At 54.0% G+C, this 457-nt stretch carries 1 rRNA gene (cut by a window edge); it reads left to right on the forward strand.

Going from position 1 to position 457, the window contains the following annotated elements:
- A 16S ribosomal RNA gene (locus tag L6R21_27970) occupies positions 1-457 on the forward strand (its annotated part continues 225 nt past the right edge of the window); the annotation flags it as partial.

Consider the following 457-nt stretch of genomic DNA (forward strand, 5'->3'; position numbering starts at 1 on the left):
TCATGCACGAAAGCGTGGGTAGCAAACAGGATTAGATACCCTGGTAGTCCACGCCCTAAACGATGTCAACTGGTTGTTGGGTGGGTTTAGTAACGAAGCTAACGCGTGAAGTTGACCGCCTGGGGAGTACGGCCGCAAGGTTAAAACTCAAAGGAATTGACGGGGACCCGCACAAGCGGTGGATGATGTGGTTTAATTCGATGCAACGCGAAAAACCTTACCTACCCTTGACATGCCAGGAATCCTGCAGAGATGTGGGAGTGCCCGAAAGGGAACCGGAACACAGGTGCTGCATGGCTGTCGTCAGCTCGTGTCGTGAGATGTTGGGTTAAGTCCCGCAACGAGCGCAACCCTTGTCATCAGTTGCTACGAAAGGGCACTCTGATGAGACTGCCGGTGACAAACCGGAGGAAGGTGGGGATGACGTCAGGTCCTCATGGCCCTTATGGGTAGGGCT

The sequence above is a fragment of the bacterium genome, from assembly GCA_023150945.1.
Taxonomy (GTDB): Bacteria; Zhuqueibacterota; Zhuqueibacteria; order Zhuqueibacterales; family Zhuqueibacteraceae; genus Coneutiohabitans.